The following is a 16,315-nucleotide window of genomic DNA, read 5'->3' as shown; positions in this document are numbered from 1 at the left end:
GCTCTACCCGACGATGCGAAGGCGCTTAGGATTTACCTCCCTCATTTCGATACTGGGTTTACTCCCGTTGACATTGATCTGTGTCGGCCTGAGCGCCTATCTCATCGACGGTCAGCTAAAAGAACTGCGCGGCATGATTGTGCAACGAGCAGGCGCGGTATCCGGACAACTCAGTGCACTGGCAGCGCACCTGATCGAACAGGACCGGGAGCTGCTCGCGGAACTCAGCAGGTCAGCCTTGGAAGAGGCCGGTGTAAGAGCGGTGACGATATACGATGCGCAGCTGGAGCCGGTCAGCCACGCCGGCCCGGCAATACAGCCCCCCGACGTAAGCACCCTGAGCCGCGACCAGCCACAGCAATTCCACATAGATGAGGACCAGCTGCAGGTCATCCACGCCATCGTCGGCAAGCGACCCGCCGCAGGCCCCGGTAACGAGGAAATACTTGGCTGGGTGCAAATGCACTTCAGTTGGCATCAGTACGAGCTGCGCAAATACCAATCGCTGCTCAGCACCGCCATGATCCTTGGGCTTTCTGCGCTAATCTCCCTGGCCATGTTCAGCTACGTCAACCACACCCTGCGCGGCGATTTAGTCAATGTGCTGCAAGCGATTCGCCGCCTTGCCAACGGCAGCCGCGACTTCCACATTCATATTCCCGGCAACGACGAATTCAGCGACATCGCCAGGGAATTGAATCGCCTGAGTGCGGCCCAGGTTAAGGAGCTACAGGAGCTGCAGCGCAGCCTCGAAATGTCGAACAGCGACCTGCGGGAAACCCTGGAGACCGTTGAAATCCAGAATATCGAGCTCGATCTGGCGAGACGCGAAGCGGTCCGGGCCAACCGAGTGAAGTCAGAGTTTCTCGCCAATACCAGCCATGAAATCCGCACACCACTTAACAGCATCATCGGTTTCAGCAATATTCTGCTCAAATCAGAGCTTCAGGGCAGGCAGCGCGAAGCGCTGGAAACCATGCGCAACAGCGCGGAAAGCCTGCTGACCATCATCAACGACATTCTGGATTTTTCCAAACTGGAAGCCGGCAAGCTGGTGTTTGACCGCTCGCCGATCAACCTGCGCGAGCTCGCCGAAGATACCCTAATCATGCTCGCACCCCAGGCCTATGACAAAGGGCTCGAACTGGCACTGTTCATTCAACACGACTGCCCTGACACGGTGCTGGGGGATGCACTGCGCCTGCGACAAATGATGACCAACCTCATCAATAATGCAATCAAGTTCACCCCCTCCGGCCACATCCGTGTCGATATTGTGTGTGTCGACTGCAACCCTGAGTCCGCGACGCTGACGGTGCGGGTATCGGATACCGGCATTGGCATCAACGCCGCCCAGCGCGACAGTATTTTCAAGGACTTCGCCCAGGCTGACGCCTCTGTGACCCGACAGTATGGCGGCACTGGACTGGGGCTGGTGATCGTCAAAGGGCTCGCCAAGGAAATGGGCGGCGAAGTCGGTGTGGACAGCGACTTCGGCAAGGGTTCAACGTTCTGGTTTACGGTCAACTTGCCCATTGACCACAACGCCATGCAAATCCGTAACTTCAACGCACTGCGTGGCTATAGCGTAGCCCTTTACGAGCGCAGTACTTTGTATGCACAGTCGCTCAGCGACGTATTGCAAAGCTGGGGAATGGAGGTTCGCCACTGTCGGGATATCCGTCAGCTGGATCGCAGTTGCGACTACAGCATTCTCTGCCTCGACAAGCAGGAGAGCAATCGTCGTCTGCCTTCGGAAACTCCCGGACACCCGGGAATCGTGCTCAGCCCCAACCTCGGCGACCAACCCCATAACGACGGTCGCATCTGGCTGAGCAAACCGGTTTCCTGCGTGCGCTTGTACGACGCCCTCTGCGGTGACATTCATCAGCAGCTCGGTGGCAACAGAGAAGCGCCTTACTTCGGCAACAACCGAGTGCTGATTGTGGACGACAACCCGTCGAACCTGCACATTCTGTCGGCCTTTCTGGCAGACTTTGGCATTGATGCGGTGTCGGCCTGCAACGGCGTCGAGGCGCTGAGCTACTGTCAGGACCAACTCTTCGACCTGATCTTTATCGACATTCAAATGCCCCAGCTGGACGGTATCGAAGCCAGTCGTCAGATACGCCAGAGCAGCCCGAATAGCGCGACACCCATCGTTGCCATCTCTGCCTATCTCGCTCCGGAAAACCCCCAGCAGATCCAGCAGGCGGGTATTAACGAATACCTGAGCAAGCCCGTGGGCGAATCCCAGCTCGCCACAGTGCTCGACCAGTATTTACAGCGGGGATCGCCCTCCACCGAGCCAGTCGCCCACTACTTGCCCGCCAGCGAGGCATTTGCGGATGAACCGCGCCCCGTCGATATTGGCGAGTGCCTGCACCTGTCGCGCCAGCGTCCGGAGTTGGCGATCAACATGCTGGAAATGCTCACTGAGGAACTGCCGGCGACCCGAACCGCGCTCATCAACAGCTACAACGATCGGGACTGGCAGCAATTGGCGGAAATCAGTCATGGCCTGAAAGGGAACTGCGCCTATACCGGAACGCCAAACCTTCGGCAGGCGGTGCTCGCCCTGGAAAATACGCTGAAGGCCGGCGATACCCAGGCGCTCCAACCCCGGCACCGGGAAGTATTGGCAGCCATTGACGAATTGCTCACCTGGACCGACGAGCACGACCTCGAGGTGCTTTTCGAATAGCCTTCAGCGGCGAAACTGGGCAAAGAGTTTGCGGCTGTTGAGGGGACGATCGCCCAGCAGATCAGCCAATACGCGCCGATGCAGGCGTTTTGCGACCAATAAGCCCTGCCCGGAATAATCGTTATCAGCGAGGCGGCGTAACACACCGCCATGCAGACCATCGGGAGCGTCGGTCAGCACAAAGCCCTGCCGGGGAAGAAACTGATAGTTGGCATCGTCGCGCAAACCGCCGCCATCGACGTCAACATAATCAATGCCGTAGCCCAACTCCCGCAATAATCCGCCCTCAAAGCGGCGCAGTGCCAGCTCATAATTGGCATCTGTTGACAGCGCCAGCAAACAACGACCGTACAGCTGAAAAATGCCCGGCTGGGGGTCATGGCGATGCAAGAGACGTTCGATGATTTCGTTGACATAGAAGGTGCAATACAGCGCTGACCCACGCAATTCAAAACGGCTATGCGCTTGAGCGTCGGTCAGGGTCTTTAGTTCACCGCGCCCCTGCCAGGACAGGTATAACAGGTTGCCAACCTGCAAGGCCGCACGCCAGCTTTGGCGATTTTTCCCGCCGCCACGCAGCCCCCGCGCAACGACGCTCACACAGCCGTGATGCTGAGTCAGCACGTCTACAATAGCGCTGGTGTCCCGATAGGGGCGCAGGTGTAGTACGTAGGCCGGTTCAGCATCGACGCGCATGGCTAGTCGAGGTCGTTATATCCCAGACTGCGCAGGGCGCGCTCGTCATCGGACCAACCCGACTTGACCTTTACCCACAAGCGCAGCATTACCTTGCTGTCGAAGGCTCGCTCCATATCCTTGCGCGCCTCAGTGCCTATCTGGCGCAAGCGACTGCCGCCCTCACCAATCAATATTTTTTTCTGGCCCTGACGCTCAACAAGGATCAACGCGCTGATCTCGGTCAAGCGGGGAGACACTTTGAACTCCTCGATTTCAACCGTCATCGCGTAGGGCACTTCTTCACCCAGTTGTCGCATGATTTTTTCACGCACCAGCTCAGCGGCAAGAAAGCGCTCTGTGCGGTCGGTAATCTGATCTTCGGGGAACATATGCACCCCTGGCGGAAGGTGTTGCCGAATTATGTCCTCAAGACCGTCGCGGTTGTGGCCACGCAGGGCCGACACCGGCACCACACCGGCAAAATTATGCTTTTTGCTCAGCGCTTCAATAACCGGTAGCAATTCCTTTTTGTCGTTCAACCGATCGACCTTGTTAATCACCAGCAATACCGGACAGGTACAGCTTTGTACCTTGCTCAGCACCAGATCGTCTTCCTCGGTCCAGCGCTCACGATCCACCAAAAACAGCACCACATCCACATGTTTCAGCGCTGAACTTGCCGCCTTGTTCATATAGCGGTTTATCGCTTTTTCATCATGCAAATGCAGTCCCGGCGTATCCACGTAGATCGCCTGCACCTCTCCCTCGGTCTTGATACCCAATACCTGATGTCGAGTGGTTTGCGGTTTGCGCGAGGTAATGCTTAATTTCTGACCGAGTATATGGTTGAGCAGCGTCGATTTACCGACGTTCGGACGCCCGACAATGGCCACATAGCCACAACGCTGTTCGCCATCCGGGGCATTGTTCATTTTACTGTTTCTCCAATTGAAGCAGAGCTTGTGCCGCGGCGGCCTGCTCTGCTTTACGGCGGCTAGTGCCAGATGCCGTGAATGCGGTGTTCAACATGGCCACATGACACGCCACGGTAAATTGCTGCTGGTGATCCTCACCCTCAGCGGCTTGTACTACGTATTCAGGCAATGGCTGCTTGCGTGCCTGTAAATACTCCTGCAAACGGGTTTTCGCGTCTTTATGGCTGGCCTGCGGGTCCAGTGTCGCAAACCGCCCGCTAAACCAGCGTTCAATACAGTCCCGGCAGGCACTGATATCAGCGTCGAGATACACCGCGCCCAGGATCGCTTCAACGGCGTCGGCAAGCGTCGAGGCGCGGCGGTTGCCTCCGCTTTTTCGCTCGCCGACACCCAGTCGCAAATATGCCCCCAAACCGAGCTCACCAGCGACCTTTGCCAGAGTCTTGCCGCTCACCAAGGAGGCGCGAATGCGGCTGAGGTCGCCCTCGTCAAGATCCGGAAAACGTCTGTACAGGTGGTCACTAACCAGCATATTCAGCAGTGAATCGCCGAGAAATTCGAGGCGTTCATTGTGTTTGGCGGCACAGCTGCGGTGGGTAAGCGCCTGATCCAGCAGCGCCGTATCGGTAAAGCAGTAGCCGAGGGTCAATTCCAACTCGGCCAGATCGGAAAATTTATTCAACGAGGCACCTTGTAAACCATATCGTCAAACTTCACCACTGCGTCGATATTGAAGAACAGCGTCACCCGTTTTTCGTAGGAAGCGTCGATACTGACGCCATTGCTTTCCGACTTTATCAGCATTTTAGCGGGAGAAATGGCGTCAATACGGTTAGTTTGCATATAGCGGCTTAGAGTCGTGCGCACGCTGCCAGGGGTCGCATTGACACCGGTCTGATCGGCGACAACGCTTTCCAATACGCTCTTGAGGCTCCAGTTATCCATGTACAGCGGAACGAGTTTGACTGCCATCGTCAAAATCACACTCGCCATTCCCAGAACTACCAACAGGGACAACATACCCAAGCCTTGCTGTGACCGTCTCATTTAGCAACTCTCCAGAATTAACAGTGGGTTCCTGTACGCCGTCGTCAACGGATCAAGCCTACACGATCGAAGCTGGGCAACTCTGAAAACGACCGCCAGTGCATCCATATCGCAAAGGCCTTGCCGACGATATTTTCCTCGGGCACCTGTCCCCAGACCCGGCTATCGCTGCTGTTATCGCGATTATCACCCATCATAAAATAATGTCCCGGTGCCACCGTCACCTCGAAATCACCGCGGTAAATACGACGGTCGTGGTGAATCAGGTGCTCGGAATTACCCAACTGCTCGCGAATAACCTGGGTGACCGGTCTCAGTGGCGGCACCTCGGCCTCGAGGGTATGCGGTACTAGCTCGCCGTTTATGTAGAGTTTCTTGTTGCTGTAACGCAGCGTATCGCCGGGTAAACCAATCACCCGTTTGATGAAATAACGCTTGTCACCCGGGGGGAAAAACACCATTACATCGCCGCGTTTGGGCTCATCGACCTCAATGAATTTCGTGCCAATCACCGGCAGGCGCAAGCCATATTTGTGCTTATTGACCAGAATATAATCACCGATCTCCAGGCTGGGCACCATTGACGCAGAGGGAATCTGGAAGGGCTCGACAATAAAGGAGCGCAGCAGCAAGACCACCAACAATACCGGAAAAAACGAGCGCGCATTTTCGGCGATCGGCAGAGTGCCTCCCAGCTCCTGCTTGAGACTGTCCTGTTCCTGCTTGACGAAATAGGTGATGTATACCGCAACATTGCCGGCGCTGACAAAGGCGCGACGCCCCCGCTCAAACACAAACTTGTCCAGCCCCGCGATCAAGCCGGCCAACAGCGTCAGCACCACCAATGCCAGCGCAAAATCGCCGTCTTTTATCATAACGACACTGGCAATCCACACGAACCACAGCCCCGCTACGATTCGAAAGCTCCACTCCAACCAGCCGGGAATGACTTGCTGACGTAATGACTGGGCGTCGCTGGCCGTCTTTTTTTCCGCACACCACTGCAGGGCCGTTTGAATCTGGCGCCGCCCTTTCACTTCCTGCAACAACCACACAATAAGCGATGCACTGGCTACGGCCAGCAGTATCAAATTGACCATCCGGTCTGAGCCCCTCAGCTATCGACTTTAAGTACAGCTAAAAACGCCGACTGGGGAATTTCAACGTTCCCCACCTGTTTCATGCGTTTTTTCCCTGCTTTTTGCTTTTCCAACAATTTACGCTTGCGCGAGACATCACCACCATAACATTTTGCCGTCACATTTTTGCGCAACGCCTTAACAGTTTGGCGAGCGATAATATGGCCGCCAATGGCTGCTTGAATGGCCACGTCGAACATCTGACGAGGAATCAGCTCACGCATTTTTTCGACCAGCATCCGCCCCCGGTTCTGGGCAAAGTCCCGGTGCACAATCATCGCCAGCGCATCCACCCGGTCGCCGTTGATGAGCACATCAAGCTTGACCACATTAGCCGCCTCGAAGCGATCAAAACTATAGTCCAGAGAAGCAAAACCGCGGCTGACCGATTTCAGCCGGTCGAAGAAGTCCAATACCACTTCACTCATGGGAATATCCCAGGTCAGAGACACCTGCTGACCGAGGAACTGCATATCTTTCTGGACGCCGCGCCGCTCCGAGCACAAGGTCATCACATTACCCAAGTGTTCCTGGGGACACAGAATATTCACCTTGGCGATGGGCTCGCGGGTTTCCTCAAGCTCGCCCGGGTCGGGCATAGCCGAAGGGTTGTCTACCATCACCACTTCGCCGTTCTTCTTTTCTACCTGATAAATTACCGTCGGTGCCGTGGTAATCAGATCGAGGTCGTACTCCCTCTCCAGCCGCTCCTGGATGATTTCCATGTGCAGTGTGCCAAGGAAACCACAGCGGAAGCCAAAGCCGAGCGCGTCGGAGCTTTCCGGCTCATAGAATAGCGAGGCATCATTGAGCGTCAGCTTGCCCAGTGCATCGCGAAAATCCTCGTAGTCCTCGGTAGAAACGGTGAACATTCCCGCATAGACCTGGGGCTTCACCTTTTGGAAGCCCGGCAGCGCGGCGACCTCCGGGGTCGCGGCATGGGTGAAGGTATCACCGACAGGCGCGCCGAGGATGTCTTTTATCCCGGCGATGACAAATCCCACCTCACCGGCACGCAATACACCGGTATTGGTCTGCTTCGGAGTAAAAATCCCCACAACATCAACTGAGTGGGCTTTACCCAGGGTCTTGCTGATAATCTTGTCGCCCTTTTTCAGGGTGCCGTTTTTCACCCTCACCAGCGACACAACCCCTTGGTAATTATCAAACCAGGAGTCAATAATCAGTGCCTGCAAGGGCGCATCGACGTCGCCCTCTGGCGGAGGAATGGTTGCCACCAAGGCTTCAAGGGCATCGTCGATGCCCAGGCCAGATTTTGCACTGACCGCAATCGCGCCACTGGCGTCTACGCCGATAATTTCTTCTATTTCCTGCTTCACCCGCTCAGGGTCAGCCTGGGGAAGGTCCATTTTGTTAAGAATTGGCAGTACTTCCAGCCCCTGCTCTATCGCGGTGTAACAGTTCGCGACCGATTGCGCTTCAACCCCCTGAGCCGCGTCGACCACCAGCAACGCGCCTTCGCAGGCGGCCAATGAGCGCGACACCTCATAGGAGAAGTCAACATGTCCGGGGGTATCAATAAAGTTGAGCTGATAGGTCTTGCCGTCGTTGGCGGTGTAGTTCAGCGTGACGCTCTGGGCCTTGATCGTGATGCCGCGCTCGCGCTCGATATCCATCGAGTCGAGGACCTGTTCGGCCATTTCCCGCTGAGTCAGGCCCCCACAGGTCTGGATAAACCGATCCGCGAGGGTCGATTTACCGTGGTCAATATGGGCGATAATAGAAAAATTGCGAATCAGATCGAGACTAGGCACGTTTGACTGAACCCCGGGGCATGGCCGCTACATAAAATTAAGGGCGGGATTGTAGCGCAAAGGCTTACCCCTAGGCTACGCGGGCCGATATTTAAAACATCAGGGCCGGTTAACACTCTTTGATTCAGCGGGGCGATGGCGGCTCAACAACCTGCACGACCTGCTCTGCCCCTGTGCTCGCACCGGCGCCGCGCAGGCCCAGCACGGTGGGCGTATAACGCGACACTGAGGAAGAAAATAGCGAGTGGGCGCGAACCCCGACTAAACCGGCGGCCAGCCCCAGGGCCGCGCCGAGGGCAGCCATGCCGTCGGCGGCAAAATAGCGTGAAAACACGCCCATTCCCGCAAGCATGGTCAACAACGGCAACAAATACATTAAAAACGCGCCGCCCAGCAGGGCCGACTCAGGAATGGCGATATCCACTTCGTCGCCAACGTTGAAGTGCTGGTCGTCACGACAGGACACCTTGATCTGGTTGCGCTTGCCATCATGCAGGCTGTTCATCAAGCCCTGGCCGCAACCTTTCTGCGCGGAACAGCTGGCGCAGCTGCTCTGCTGAACCGTTTCCACCCACAGTCCATCACCCTCAACGGCGACAACCCGGCCGCGCTCACAGATCACTGCCGGAGCCACTCCAGCGAACGCGCAATCTGTTTGGCGGTCAGCATTGGCACTTCGCCAACAACACTCACCAGTGCCTGACGCTCCGGCACCGCGACACTGTAACTCACCGATGCACCGCGGCGCATAGGCTGTTCACTGGCAGCCTTTGTGGTAGCGGGGTTGAGCGACTCAACAAAAACAGAGATCACTGCGAGACCGTCAGTAAAGGTCATACCATTGGCATCTTCCCCTTCCACTTCCGCGAGACGAAAACCACTGGGCACCCATGTTGGACGCCATTCGCGCAGGGTTTCACTACGGGCCGCCGCGCCACGCACCGGCACTTTGTGGCTGACCTGAAGCGCCTGACTACTCACTGCGGCGCCATTTTCGCTGTCGAATTCCAATGCGACATATTGAAAACGCTCCAGCACCTTGCCCTGCTCACTAAGTATTTCCGACCGCAGCATCAGCCCGGTTTCTTCATCCAGAGTCAGGGTATAACCCAGTCGGTATTCGTCTTTAGGGCTGATTTTCATCACCACCCCATCGCGACCCGCCACACGGGTCTGACCGTCGATAGCAATGGAATACTGTTGGGTAAGCCCGCCGTCGGCCTGCTCACCCAGCAAGCGAATCATTTCCGGGCCGGGGTGAATACAATTCACATCATGCCCCGAGCGCACCCACTCAGCTTCATTGCCATCCAGGGCTTCGAGGCTCTCAAACTCCTGACCATTGCCCACATAGTGACTGATGCGAAAGCTGTTTACCCGCTCACCAACCTGGTAGGTGACGATACCGCTGTAGTTCAATTGGCGATGGCTTTCAGCCATTCGTGCCAACCAGTCGGTCGCAGCGGTTCCAGCAAAACTGGCCTGCGCCATCACTATCCCTGTAAGAAAACCGCCAACGACTCGACCCAGCACCTTATTCAGACTCCTGCGACACCACTCGGGCATATGTGACAAAACCCTGACCATTATTCAACGAGGCTCTTTCAGTATGTTTACGCAGTAACTCATCAAACCGCTTACGGGCATCGGCGTCGCTTTCGGCCATGGTCGGCATAACACCACCCTGAGCGCTTACCGCGACACCACCATTACCAGCGGTGCTCATTTGCGCGGGATACACCCGGCCGCTATTGGGACTGGCCGCCGCATTGCTCGCGATCTCAGGACCCGCACTACCCGGCAGCTGGCCGTTGCCGGCAAAGACCACCACCGCTGCAACACCAGCGGCAACTGCCAAACCTGCGAGGGTTTGCCGCCAGGAACTGCCGCTGGTCGCGGGTTCATCTTCGATCGCCGCCATCACCCGCGCCGAAATATCCAGGTCGGCAAAGGGAACCTGGCCGTCTTTGCGCAACTGCTGGCCACGGTTAAGGGCGGACCACTCGGCGCGCATCGCCTCGTCATCGGAATTGAGAATCCGACGCAGCTCCAGCTCTCCGGCCTCCCCGTCCATCAGCGCCGACAGCGCCTCTCTGTCAGTGTCTTTCATACTTCCACCTCTTCACCATTTACCTGGGCCTTAACCCGCATATCCACCGCTTCTCGAGCTCGGAATATCCTCGACCGCACCGTACCCACCGGGCAATCCATGACTGCCGCAATGTCTTCATAACTGAGACCATCAAATTCACGCAATGTTAGCGCTGAACGCAAATCTTCTGGCAATGTGTCTATGGCATCCTGCACAACCCGCTTCAGCTCGTCGCCGAACAGCCGGTTTTCCGGCGTTTCAATATCCTTTAACGCCGAGGGGCCTTCGAAATATTCTGCGTCAGCCACATCGACATCGACACCCGGTGGCCGCCGATTGCGTGCCACCAGATAGTTCTTCGCCGTGTTGATCGCGATGCGGTAGAGCCAGGTATAAAAGGCGCTGTCGCCCCTAAACTTTGGCAGCGCGCGGTAGGCCTTCACGAAGGCCTCCTGCGCCACGTCCTGGATCTCGTCGTTATCTTTCACATAGCGAGAAATCAAACCAAAGATCTTGTGCTGGTACTTGAGCACGAGCAAATCAAAGGCGCGCTTGTCACCTTTTTGAACGCGCTCCACCAACTGCTGATCTGTCTGTTTAGACTGGCTCATGATCCCTCACTAGCAGGTCACAGCCAGCTACCGTCAGATAGACCGTGGCACCCATAAGAAGTTCTCTCATTGTTTTCCTTTATTTTCACCCGGTAGTGGGCCGTACACCAAACCGCTTGCCACCCTGGCATTATCCGTCATGGGCGGCGTATATTGGTAAGTCGTCACACTGCAAGTATACTTTGCGCCCCATTTCCCCTTGCGGCATAGTATCTCCGCATCGAGTCAGGAGCAAACCCCCTGAAATGAGTACCCCCCATACCCACGATGTCCTGGTGATCGGCAGCGGCGCTGCCGGCCTTTCTCTGGCCCTGCAGCTGGCTGACCAGGCCAAAATCGCCGTCATCTGCAAAGGCGGGCTGAACGAAGGCGCCACCTACTGGGCCCAAGGGGGCATCGCCGCCGTTCTGCACAAGCAGGACAGCATAGATTGCCACGTAAAGGACACCATCAATGCCGGCGCGCAACTCTGCCATGAAGACGCCGTGCGCTTCACGGTCTCCCACAGCAGCGAAACCATTGACTGGCTGCTGGCCCAAGGGGTGCAATTCAGCCGATTCGACAGCGACCACAACGAGCTTCATCTGACGCGGGAAGGCGGGCATAGCCAAAGGCGCATCATCCATTCCGCCGACGCCACCGGCCGAGCAGTATCAACCACCCTGAGCCTCCGCGCAGAGGAACACGACCAGATTGATATTTTCCAGCGGCATGTCGCCGTAGATCTACTGACGCGCAATAATCGCTGCGAGGGCGCCTATGTCCTGAATAGAGACAGCGGCCACGTCGAATTGTTCCAGGCAAAAGCCGTTGTTTTAGCCACTGGCGGTGCCAACAAGGCGTATTTGTATACCAGCAACCCCGATGGCGCCACCGGCGACGGCATCGCCATGGCCTGGCGCGCAGGCTGCAGGGTAGCCAATATGGAATTCAATCAGTTCCATCCAACCTGTCTGTACCACCCCAAAGCCAAGTCCTTTTTGATTACCGAAGCCATTCGCGGCGAAGGCGGGAGATTGCTCAACGCCCGTGGTGAGCGATTTATGCACCGCTATGACGAGCGTGGCGAACTCGCGCCCCGTGATATTGTGGCCCGAGCCATCGACCATGAGATGAAGCGCCTCGGCAGCGACTGTGTCTACCTCGACATAAGCCACAAGTCGTCGCAATTTCTGCTCGAGCACTTCCCCACCATTAAAGCCCGCTGCCTGGAACTGGGCATCGACATCTGCCGCGAAGCCATCCCCGTCGTCCCCGCCGCCCACTACACCTGTGGCGGCGTGATGGTCGACCACCACGGCCGCACCGACATCGACAGCCTGTACGCCATTGGCGAAACCGCCTTCACCGGATTGCACGGCGCCAACCGCCTCGCCAGCAACTCCTTGCTGGAGTGTCTGGTCTACGGCGGCTCCGCCGCCAGGGATCTGCGCGAGCGCCTGCCAGACCTGCCGGCGCCCCATCCGGCACCCGCCTGGGACGAGTCCATGGTCACTGACTCCGATGAGGATGTGGTGATTTCCCATAACTGGGACGAACTGCGCCGCTTTATGTGGGACTATGTCGGCATTGTGCGTACCGACAAGCGACTGCAACGGGCGTTGAACCGCGCAGCACTGCTGCAACAGGAAATCAACGAATACTATTCCAATTACAAGGTCAGCAATGACTTGCTGGAGCTGCGCAACCTGGCCATGGTGGCCGAGTTGATTATTCGCAGCGCGATGCAGCGCAAGGAAAGTCGCGGCCTTCACTACACCCTCGACTACCCTCACATTGATGACGTGGCGGCGGACACAGTGCTGTATCCCGGCAACTGGAAGGCTTAGCCGTCGGCGGCGTGCAGGGCGAGGCAACGCAACTGGCGATGCGCGTCCGCCGCCAGTTGATCCCACAGGATTGGCACTCGGTAATCACGGCCGTTTAGCCCAATACAGGCAATAAGCAGATAGCGGCTGACAAACTCCCAGCGCAGCAAAACGGGGTGAAATGTTCCATTGGTGTACAGTGCCCACTCATCTCGGTGGCGGCGCAGTCGCAGCTGGGCATAACAGGGGTCGGCGGTATAGCGCTTGAGCATTGCGCCGCCGTATCCGGCGGCCGCCAGCGTCACGCCCAATCGCAAAACCTGCGCCACCCCGCCGACACAGGCGCTGTTGCCGGCAGCGTTTTCCCCATCGGCCAGGGCACACAGCCAAAAAGCAGGCTCGCTGAAAGCCAGCCAGGGCTGACTCAGGAATACGATACAACTACACAGGACACCCAGCAGTGCCCACCGCAAGAAGGGAGACGCGCGGCACTCAATCTCGAGCGCGACGGGTGAAGGTATTGATCTCATCAACAATCAGCGCCAGCTCGGGGTCTTCGGGAGCGCCCTTGCCAAGGAACCAGTGAAACAGCTCGGTATCTTCGCATTCCAGCAGTTTTACAAAACGCTGCTGTCCCACCTCATCAAGCGTTCTAAAGCACTGCTCATAGAAAGGCACCATGACCAGGTCCAGCTCCAGCATGCCACGGCGGCAGGCCCAGTAAATTCGCTTGATCTCGTTTTCTGAAAGCATTATTTTCCACTGCACTAATTAGCGTTCCCGCCCCTTTGTGGCGGCTAAAGGCGTATTATAGCGCGATCACGGCTACAGATTGCAGCCTGCCTGCGTTTATCTGCCGTCCTTTCCCGCACATCAACCTGTATTCAGAGAGCCATGAGCAAATTTGACCAAATCCTTGCCGACCACTTCCCCGACAGTTATTCGGACGACGACGGATATTGGGCCCCGTCACGCGAATGCGGCAACACTGCAACAGCAGTATCGGCGTGCCCTCTCCCCCAATATGATTTTGTGTTGTTAAACGGGCCGGACAGCGCCAAATTTCTACAGGGACAAACCACCTGCGACTGGAACCAGATCACCGCCGAGCAGGCCTCACCGGGGGCCTATTGCAACATCAAGGGCCGGGTCATGAGCAGCTTTCTCGCCCTTGCCCCGGACAACCAATCGGCGATGCTGCGCATGCGCCGCGACATCTGTGAAAGCACTCGGGATTTGCTGGCAAAATACATCGTGTTCTCCAAGGCCGAGATTACTGCCCCCCCGCGCCACTATCACGCTATTGGCCTGTGGGGCGCAAACGCCGCAGACACCGTACGCGAGCTGTTTGGCGAAGCCCCCTCACACCGGTTTCACAGCACTGCCGGCGAACCGGGTTTTGTGCTCCAGCTCGACGACGCCGGAACACGCTTCGAGTGCTGGCTAAGCGACGACAATGCCGCAAGTTTGTGGCCCCGAATCGCCGGGATGGCCGAGGTCTGCAGCAGTGCAGAATGGGAAAGGGGCAATATTGCCGCTGGGCTCGCAGAAATTTCCAGTATCACCCAGGATCAGTTTATTCCCCAGCAAATCAACTACCAGCTGATCGGCGCGGTCAACTTTAAAAAGGGCTGCTATACCGGCCAGGAAATAGTCGCGCGAATGCAGTATCGCGGAAAGCTGAAAAAGCGGCTGTATCGCCTGCGTACCGAGAGCACATGCAGCGCCGCGCGACTCGATGAGATATGCACCACCGACGGCACCGCAGTCGGCACCATTGCTGCCATTGTAAACGGCGGGGCCGCTAGCGACTTACTGGCCATGCTCAATATCGACGCCATAGAGCAAACGTTGCTTGTCGGCAGCGACAGGGTTCCTGCCGCCCTTGAAGACCTGCCCTACCCGCTTCCGCCTATCGACTAGCGGCCCAGGCCTCTTCCAAAGAGAATGGCTAGGCCTCCAGTGGGAGCTGCCAGTCAATGGCAGATTCCCCACGGGACTCAAGATAACGGTTTGCCGCAGAGAAGTGGCCACAGCCGAAAAAACCGCGATAGGCCGAGAGTGGCGAGGGATGGGGCGCCTTGAGCACCAGGTGGCGCGACGCGTCGATCACCGCCCCCTTTTTCTGCGCATGAGATCCCCAGAGAAGAAACACCAGGCCCTCACGCTGACTATTAAGTGCTGCCACCGCGGCATCGGTAAACTGCTCCCACCCCCGTCCCTGATGGGCGCCGGCCTGGCCCTGCTCAACCGTTAACACATTGTTGAGCAGCAACACTCCCTGCTCCGCCCAGGCTTGCAGGTAACCGTGGCCAGGTATCGTCATCCCCACATCGGCATGCAGTTCTTTATAGATATTTTGCAGTGACGGAGGCACCGCCACTCCGGGCAGTACCGAAAAACACAGGCCGTGGGCCTGGCCCGGGCCGTGGTAAGGATCTTGCCCGAGCACCACGATTTTTACCCGTTTAAAGGGAGTGGAGTTCAGTGCGGCAAACCACTGGGGTCCGGGCGGGAATATCTGTGCCCCCTGCGCCTTGCGCTCGCGCAGATACCCGCGCAGTTGCCGCATATAATCCCGATCGAACTCCTCCGCCAGAACCTCTAACCAGGACTCTTCCAACTGTACTGCTCGCACTGACATTGCTCCCCTCACCCACTGCTTTCCCGGGCGCATGATAGCGCAATCAATGCCTGGAACAAGCTGTGCGATCAGGCCCGCTCAAGCAATGGGCGCAACAAGCGGTCATAACTCGCCGGAAAGCAGCGCTGCACCCAGTCGAGCAATTTCGCATCGGCCCCGATCAACAAGCGACGGCGCCGACGTTGCGCCGCGCGTAAAATCTGCGCGGCGGCACTGTCGGCACTGGTTCGTGCAACCTCGTCGAAGGACGCGGCCATGGTGTCGCCGTCGCTGCGTTCCCCGTGCAAATTGTGGAAGTGACGGCCGTTGCGGGCGATATTGGTCTTGATCCCTCCTGGGTGCACGGTGACAACACTCACACTGGTATTGCGCAAATCCTGGCGCAGCGATTCGGAATAGCCCCGCACCGCAAATTTCGCGGCGTTGTAGGCAGATTGCGAAGGCATGGCGATCAATCCGAACAGGCTGCTGATGTTCACTATGCAGCCCGCCGGACGGGATTTCAGATAGGGTAGAAAGGCTTCGCACCCATTCACTACCCCCCAGAAATTAATATTCATCAACCATTCAAAGTGTTCCCGGGCCTGCTCCCCCGCGTGGCAACTCAGCGACACCCCGGCGTTGTTAATCACAACGTCCACCCCGCCGAAATGCGCAACCACAGCAGCAGCCCAGTCGCTGACCCCTTCGCGGTCGGCAACATCCAGGGTGGTCAGCATCAATTGCCCCTCATCCGCCAGGCTCCGCAATGCCTCGCCCCCCTCTGCCGAAACGTCCGCTGCCGCGACACAGTACCCCTGCTCCAGTAATTGCCGCACCATCGCCAGTCCCATGCCGGAGGCGCCCCCGGTGATGGCATATACCTGTTGCTGTGTGTTCATT

At 57.4% G+C, this 16,315-nt stretch carries 17 protein-coding genes; 3 read left to right on the top strand and 14 right to left on the bottom strand.

Translation table 11 applies throughout. The annotated features are described in order from the left end of the window. Positions 1–67 precede the first annotated feature (67 nt). The gene (locus HCU74_RS06620; RefSeq protein WP_168449622.1) at positions 68–2,704 is read left to right on the top strand and encodes an ATP-binding protein; all 2,637 of its coding nucleotides are present in this window, start codon (positions 68–70) and stop codon (positions 2,702–2,704) included. Positions 2,705–2,707: 3 nt separating this feature from the next. Here HCU74_RS06620 and recO read toward each other — a convergent pair whose 3' ends face one another. The 10 genes from recO to rpoE form a co-directional block, all read right to left on the bottom strand. After that, a complete protein-coding gene (gene recO, locus HCU74_RS06615) occupies positions 2,708–3,400 on the bottom strand; it encodes a DNA repair protein RecO (RefSeq protein ID WP_168449621.1) in 693 nt (230 codons plus the stop codon). A gap of 2 nt (positions 3,401–3,402) precedes the next feature. Then, entirely contained in the window at positions 3,403–4,314 is a 912-nt protein-coding gene (gene era, locus HCU74_RS06610) for a GTPase Era (RefSeq protein WP_168449620.1), read from the bottom strand. Position 4,315: 1 nt separating this feature from the next. Further along, a complete protein-coding gene (rnc, locus tag HCU74_RS06605; protein WP_246864479.1) occupies positions 4,316–4,999 on the bottom strand; it encodes a ribonuclease III in 684 nt (227 codons plus the stop codon). Beyond that, positions 4,996–5,364, bottom strand: coding sequence for a DUF4845 domain-containing protein (locus HCU74_RS06600; protein ID WP_168449619.1), 369 nt, complete (start codon positions 5,362–5,364; stop codon positions 4,996–4,998). Before HCU74_RS06600 ends, rnc begins: the two co-directional genes overlap by 4 nt. Before the next feature lie 44 nt (positions 5,365–5,408). After that, a complete protein-coding gene (gene lepB, locus HCU74_RS06595; protein ID WP_168449618.1) occupies positions 5,409–6,464 on the bottom strand; it encodes a signal peptidase I in 1,056 nt (351 codons plus the stop codon). A 14-nt stretch (positions 6,465–6,478) separates the two neighbouring features. Further along, complete coding sequence (gene lepA, locus HCU74_RS06590) at positions 6,479–8,278, bottom strand: translation elongation factor 4 (protein WP_168449617.1); 1,800 nt, start codon at positions 8,276–8,278, stop codon at positions 6,479–6,481. A 124-nt stretch (positions 8,279–8,402) separates the two neighbouring features. After that, positions 8,403–8,900 carry a SoxR reducing system RseC family protein gene (locus tag HCU74_RS06585; protein ID WP_168449616.1) on the bottom strand — a complete coding sequence of 166 codons (498 nt, stop codon included), beginning with the start codon at positions 8,898–8,900 and terminating at the stop codon, positions 8,403–8,405. Then, positions 8,897–9,811: a MucB/RseB C-terminal domain-containing protein gene (locus HCU74_RS06580; RefSeq protein WP_210425135.1), complete on the bottom strand. Its 915-nt coding sequence runs from the start codon at positions 9,809–9,811 to the stop codon at positions 8,897–8,899. Before HCU74_RS06580 ends, HCU74_RS06585 begins: the two co-directional genes overlap by 4 nt. 1 nt (position 9,812) lies before the next feature. Then, positions 9,813–10,388: a sigma-E factor negative regulatory protein gene (locus HCU74_RS06575; protein WP_168449614.1), complete on the bottom strand. Its 576-nt coding sequence runs from the start codon at positions 10,386–10,388 to the stop codon at positions 9,813–9,815. After that, positions 10,385–10,981 carry an RNA polymerase sigma factor RpoE gene (gene rpoE / locus HCU74_RS06570; RefSeq protein ID WP_168449613.1) on the bottom strand — a complete coding sequence of 199 codons (597 nt, stop codon included), beginning with the start codon at positions 10,979–10,981 and terminating at the stop codon, positions 10,385–10,387. Before rpoE ends, HCU74_RS06575 begins: the two co-directional genes overlap by 4 nt. A 245-nt stretch (positions 10,982–11,226) precedes the next feature. Here rpoE and nadB point away from each other — a divergent pair, with 245 nt between their 5' ends. Then, a complete protein-coding gene (gene nadB / locus HCU74_RS06565) occupies positions 11,227–12,810 on the top strand; it encodes an L-aspartate oxidase (RefSeq protein WP_168449612.1) in 1,584 nt (527 codons plus the stop codon). Here the strand turns inward: nadB and HCU74_RS06560 are convergent. Further along, positions 12,807–13,319: a hypothetical protein gene (locus tag HCU74_RS06560; protein WP_168449611.1), complete on the bottom strand. Its 513-nt coding sequence runs from the start codon at positions 13,317–13,319 to the stop codon at positions 12,807–12,809. The genes nadB and HCU74_RS06560 overlap by 4 nt on opposite strands. After that, positions 13,282–13,542 carry an FAD assembly factor SdhE gene (locus HCU74_RS06555; RefSeq protein WP_168449610.1) on the bottom strand — a complete coding sequence of 87 codons (261 nt, stop codon included), beginning with the start codon at positions 13,540–13,542 and terminating at the stop codon, positions 13,282–13,284. Before HCU74_RS06555 ends, HCU74_RS06560 begins: the two co-directional genes overlap by 38 nt. Positions 13,543–13,683: 141 nt before the next feature. Between HCU74_RS06555 and ygfZ the strand changes: the two genes are divergently transcribed. Continuing rightward, on the top strand, positions 13,684–14,712 hold the full coding sequence (ygfZ, locus tag HCU74_RS06550; protein WP_168449609.1) for a CAF17-like 4Fe-4S cluster assembly/insertion protein YgfZ: 1,029 nt from the start codon (positions 13,684–13,686) through the stop codon (positions 14,710–14,712). Positions 14,713–14,740: 28 nt separating this feature from the next. Here the strand turns inward: ygfZ and ung are convergent, their stop codons facing one another. Next, positions 14,741–15,433 (bottom strand): uracil-DNA glycosylase, encoded by a 693-nt coding sequence (gene ung / locus HCU74_RS06545; RefSeq protein ID WP_168449608.1) that lies wholly within the window; start codon positions 15,431–15,433, stop codon positions 14,741–14,743. A 68-nt stretch (positions 15,434–15,501) separates the two neighbouring features. Beyond that, on the bottom strand, positions 15,502–16,314 hold the full coding sequence (locus HCU74_RS06540) for an SDR family NAD(P)-dependent oxidoreductase (RefSeq protein WP_168449607.1): 813 nt from the start codon (positions 16,312–16,314) through the stop codon (positions 15,502–15,504). Position 16,315: the final 1 nt, after the last annotated feature.

The sequence above is a fragment of the Spongiibacter thalassae genome (genome assembly GCF_012272835.1).
GTDB lineage: Bacteria > Pseudomonadota > Gammaproteobacteria > Pseudomonadales > Spongiibacteraceae > Spongiibacter > Spongiibacter thalassae.
This window is presented reverse-complemented; position numbering and strand designations above follow the sequence as displayed.